Origin of the sequence: Nocardia sp. NPDC058497 (genome assembly GCF_042720195.1) — a bacterium.
Lineage (GTDB): Bacteria > Actinomycetota > Actinomycetes > Mycobacteriales > Mycobacteriaceae > Nocardia.
On sequence record NZ_JBHXMY010000583.1, the window covers coordinates 712 to 3,640 of the forward strand.

Annotated in this window: 5 protein-coding genes and 1 pseudogene; 4 read left to right on the top strand and 2 right to left on the bottom strand. The window is 65.2% G+C overall.

Features of this window, described 5'->3' with window-relative positions; translation table 11 throughout:
* The 4 genes and pseudogenes from ACFWPJ_RS27610 to ACFWPJ_RS27625 form a co-directional block, all read left to right on the top strand.
* A pseudogene (locus ACFWPJ_RS27610) lies at positions 1-258 on the top strand (hypothetical protein); the annotation flags it as partial.
* Positions 255-1,037: an ESX secretion-associated protein EspG gene (locus tag ACFWPJ_RS27615; protein ID WP_378855630.1), complete on the top strand. Its 783-nt coding sequence runs from the start codon at positions 255-257 to the stop codon at positions 1,035-1,037. The pseudogene ACFWPJ_RS27610 and the gene ACFWPJ_RS27615, both read left to right, overlap by 4 nt.
* Before the next feature lie 180 nt (positions 1,038-1,217).
* The gene (locus ACFWPJ_RS27620; RefSeq protein WP_378855632.1) at positions 1,218-1,469 is read left to right on the top strand and encodes a type II toxin-antitoxin system VapB family antitoxin; all 252 of its coding nucleotides are present in this window, start codon (positions 1,218-1,220) and stop codon (positions 1,467-1,469) included.
* Complete coding sequence (locus tag ACFWPJ_RS27625) at positions 1,469-1,888, top strand: PIN domain nuclease (RefSeq protein ID WP_378855634.1); 420 nt, start codon at positions 1,469-1,471, stop codon at positions 1,886-1,888. Before ACFWPJ_RS27620 ends, ACFWPJ_RS27625 begins: the two co-directional genes overlap by 1 nt.
* A gap of 260 nt (positions 1,889-2,148) precedes the next feature.
* Here the strand turns inward: ACFWPJ_RS27625 and ACFWPJ_RS27630 are convergent, their stop codons facing one another.
* Together ACFWPJ_RS27630 and ACFWPJ_RS27635 are read right to left on the bottom strand one after the other, a co-directional pair.
* Positions 2,149-2,577 (bottom strand): type II toxin-antitoxin system VapC family toxin, encoded by a 429-nt coding sequence (locus ACFWPJ_RS27630; RefSeq protein ID WP_378855636.1) that lies wholly within the window; start codon positions 2,575-2,577, stop codon positions 2,149-2,151.
* Entirely contained in the window at positions 2,577-2,840 is a 264-nt protein-coding gene (locus ACFWPJ_RS27635; RefSeq protein ID WP_378855638.1) for an antitoxin, read from the bottom strand. The genes ACFWPJ_RS27630 and ACFWPJ_RS27635 overlap by 1 nt, the downstream gene beginning before the upstream one ends.
* Positions 2,841-2,929: the final 89 nt, after the last annotated feature.

The following is a 2,929-nucleotide window of genomic DNA, read 5'->3' on the forward strand; positions in this document are numbered from 1 at the left end:
CCGGGGGGGGGGGGGGGCCCACTCCCCGGCGCCCGGGCGCGCGCCCCCCCCCCCCCAGCCGCTGCGGGCAGGGCAGCCGCCGCTGGTGCGCGCGGCATGTCCGGCATGCCGGGCATGATGGGTGGCGGCGCCGGACGTGGTGGCGGGAGCGACGACGACGAGCACAAGACCCCGGACTACCTGATCCAGGATCGCGAACACGAACTCATCGGCCAGCTTCCACCGACACTGCCGCCGGGCGGGGTGATCGGCGCATGACCGCACCCGGCGTGCGCTGGCAGCTGGACGGTCTCGCCTTCACCATCGCACTCGAGGCGGTCGGCCGCGACCGGCTCCCCTACCCTTTGCGTTACAAGCCCGCATTCCCGGAAACCACCGAGGAATTCGCGGCCAGACGAGCACGCAGCGCGCAGCGCCTGCAACAGATCTACGACGAGTCCTTCCACCGCGCACTGGAAGTCCTGCTGGAACCGCGGACCCGCGTGGAGATTCAGGGGCTGCACGGACCGCAGCAGGATCAGGGCGTCGGTATTCACGCCGGGATTGTCGATTCCGAAGCCGTTGTCGCCGTGCAGTTCTCGGAACGCGATCGCCGCGGCGGAGGTGACATCGCCCTCAGCTGCCATCCCGCTCACGAGGTGGCGCAGGCGATCGTCGCCCACCTACCCCGCTGCGCCGGCGGAACCGAGCCCCGCTTCGAAGGCAGGCGCAGCGACCTCGACGCGCCGGTGTACTCCCGCCACCCCACCAAACTCTCCGACACCGAACGCCTGCAACGCTTCCTGAAACGCCCCCGCACCGGAACCGGCGAAATCACCGTCTACCCCGGCTTCGAGATCGACGCCCGCCCCACCGACGACGGCAGCGGTTTCCTCTGGCTGGACTACCCGGGCGACGGCCGCTACCTGATGCAACACCACGACACCGAGAACTTCACGGTCATCCCAGGCCCACCCGAGGAAATCGTGCGTCGCCTGCGCGCCCGCATCACCAGCGTCTCCGACCGCGCGGCCCGTGCCGGCGGCCACCTCCGTTAACCCGCGGGCAGGATCGCACAATGACCGAGTACAACGGGGAGACGAAACCTGCGAGCAGCCGGTCGCCACCGCGACGATCGTCGAGGTAGCGCACTTTGGTGCCCGACACAGGCGGTTGTGGTGCCTGGTGGCCCTTGATTTGGTGCTTACTATGGCATCAATCTGGTGTAGCATTGATGCATGGCGCGTATTAGTGTTGATGTCAACGAAGAGTGGCTCAAGGCTGCGCAAGAGGTTCTCGGCACGCCGACCAAGGTGGCCACGATCAACGAGGCGCTCCGGTCCTTCGCGGATCGCAAGCAGGCCGAGGCGATCCTCGACGCACTCGACAGCGTCGGGGTCGACGTCACCGACTCCGCGCAGGGGTGGCGGGCGGGTGGCCGCGATCTGTCACGCCTCGCCGAAGATGTGCGTCGAGACAACGTCGCCTGATGGCGGCGCCCGTCTATCTCGCCGATACCTCGGTTTTCGTCCTTCGGTCACGCCACGAGGTCGTGCGGAAACGCTTCAACGACCTGCTATTGGGCGGCAGACTCGCGGCCTGTCAGATGATCGCACTCGAATACCTCGACAACGCACCCGAAAGTTCAGGGTACGACACCCTCTGGCGTGCACTCCATTCCATGCGCTGGATCGACGTAACCACAGAGTCGATGAATCGAGCGATGGACGTGCACCGGCAACTGGCCGAGCGCGGTCACCATCGCAACTTCAAGCTCCCCGACCTGATCATCGCGGCGACAGCCGAACTCGGCGGTGCGACGGTTCTGCACTACGACACCGACTTCGACCGAATCGCTGAGATCACGGGTCAACCCACGGAGTGGGTCACCGAGCGCGGATCGCTCTGAGAGACACCGAACTCCACAGCCACCTCCCATGTACCAATTGCCGCATACCCCGTGGACCATCTGCCGCGGGATGCGTGGACCACCTGCCGCAACCTGGATGCAAACGGGCCGCCTCGGAGAATCTCCGGGGCGGCCCCTACGGGTGGGGATTACAGCGGGAGGACGTGGTGCTTGGGCGTATTGCGCTGGATCTTCTTGTCCTGCTGCAGTTCAAAGCTCGGCGGATTTCCAGCCGGGTGGTGACTGGTTCGAAGACCGGCTCACCGGAGGGGGTTCTGCCAACGCAACTCGGGAAACCGCGCGAAATCGGTGTCATTGGAGGCCATCTCCGCGTCGTATTCGATGGCGAGCGCTGCCAATTGAGCATCTGTCGTCAGATTGGCGCCAGTACCCACCTTCCGCAGAAGTTCGAAGGCGATGTCGACGTGACGCGGCCCGGGCACCAGATGATTGACGTTGGGCTGCTGCAGCCATTCGGTCACATAATCCAGCGCGGTCTCAATCGCCATCGGCGGGGACATCACCCGTGGGTTGGTCGCGATCCGGATGAAGCCGAAAACAGCAGGCGCGGCTAGCCCGACCTCCTCCCCTGAGTTGATGACCTCTTCCCACCATGAACGTGCTGCCTCATGCTGTGGATACACCGAGATTGTCGCGTAGAGCAAGAGGTTCACATCGGGGACGATCATCAAGCACCGCGCTTGTTCATCGACGCGATGATGGCTTGGTCCTCCAATTCATCGGCCATGCGGTTGAAGCCCGCCAAGTCGAGCCCGGGTGCGAGCGTAGCTTCGTGCACCCGCTGTTCGAAGGCCGCCTCCTGGGTGCGCGGCTGACTCAGCGCACGGCGCAGCGCATCGTTGATCACCTGCTTCATCGACGAGCGGGCACGGTGCACCGCATCCTCGACCAGCCGAGCGACATCGGCGTCCAGCGTGAGTGTGGTTCGCATGATGACATCATAGTGCGCAAAGTTACAGGCATCAAGATGTCTCCCCTGGTCAGCGAAGCGGAACGCACGTGGCAAGGCCGCCTCGGAGG

Excerpts from the sequence above, each read along its gene's own strand:
- ACFWPJ_RS27615 (WP_378855630.1), top strand. The coding sequence starts at position 255 with ATGACCGCACCCGGCGTGCGCTGGCAGCTGGACGGTCTCGCCTTCACC.
- ACFWPJ_RS27620 (WP_378855632.1), top strand. The coding sequence starts at position 1,218 with ATGGCGCGTATTAGTGTTGATGTCAACGAAGAGTGGCTCAAGGCTGCG.
- ACFWPJ_RS27625 (WP_378855634.1), top strand. The coding sequence starts at position 1,469 with ATGGCGGCGCCCGTCTATCTCGCCGATACCTCGGTTTTCGTCCTTCGG.
- ACFWPJ_RS27630 (WP_378855636.1), bottom strand. The coding sequence starts at position 2,577 with ATGATCGTCCCCGATGTGAACCTCTTGCTCTACGCGACAATCTCGGTG.
- ACFWPJ_RS27635 (WP_378855638.1), bottom strand. The coding sequence starts at position 2,840 with ATGCGAACCACACTCACGCTGGACGCCGATGTCGCTCGGCTGGTCGAG.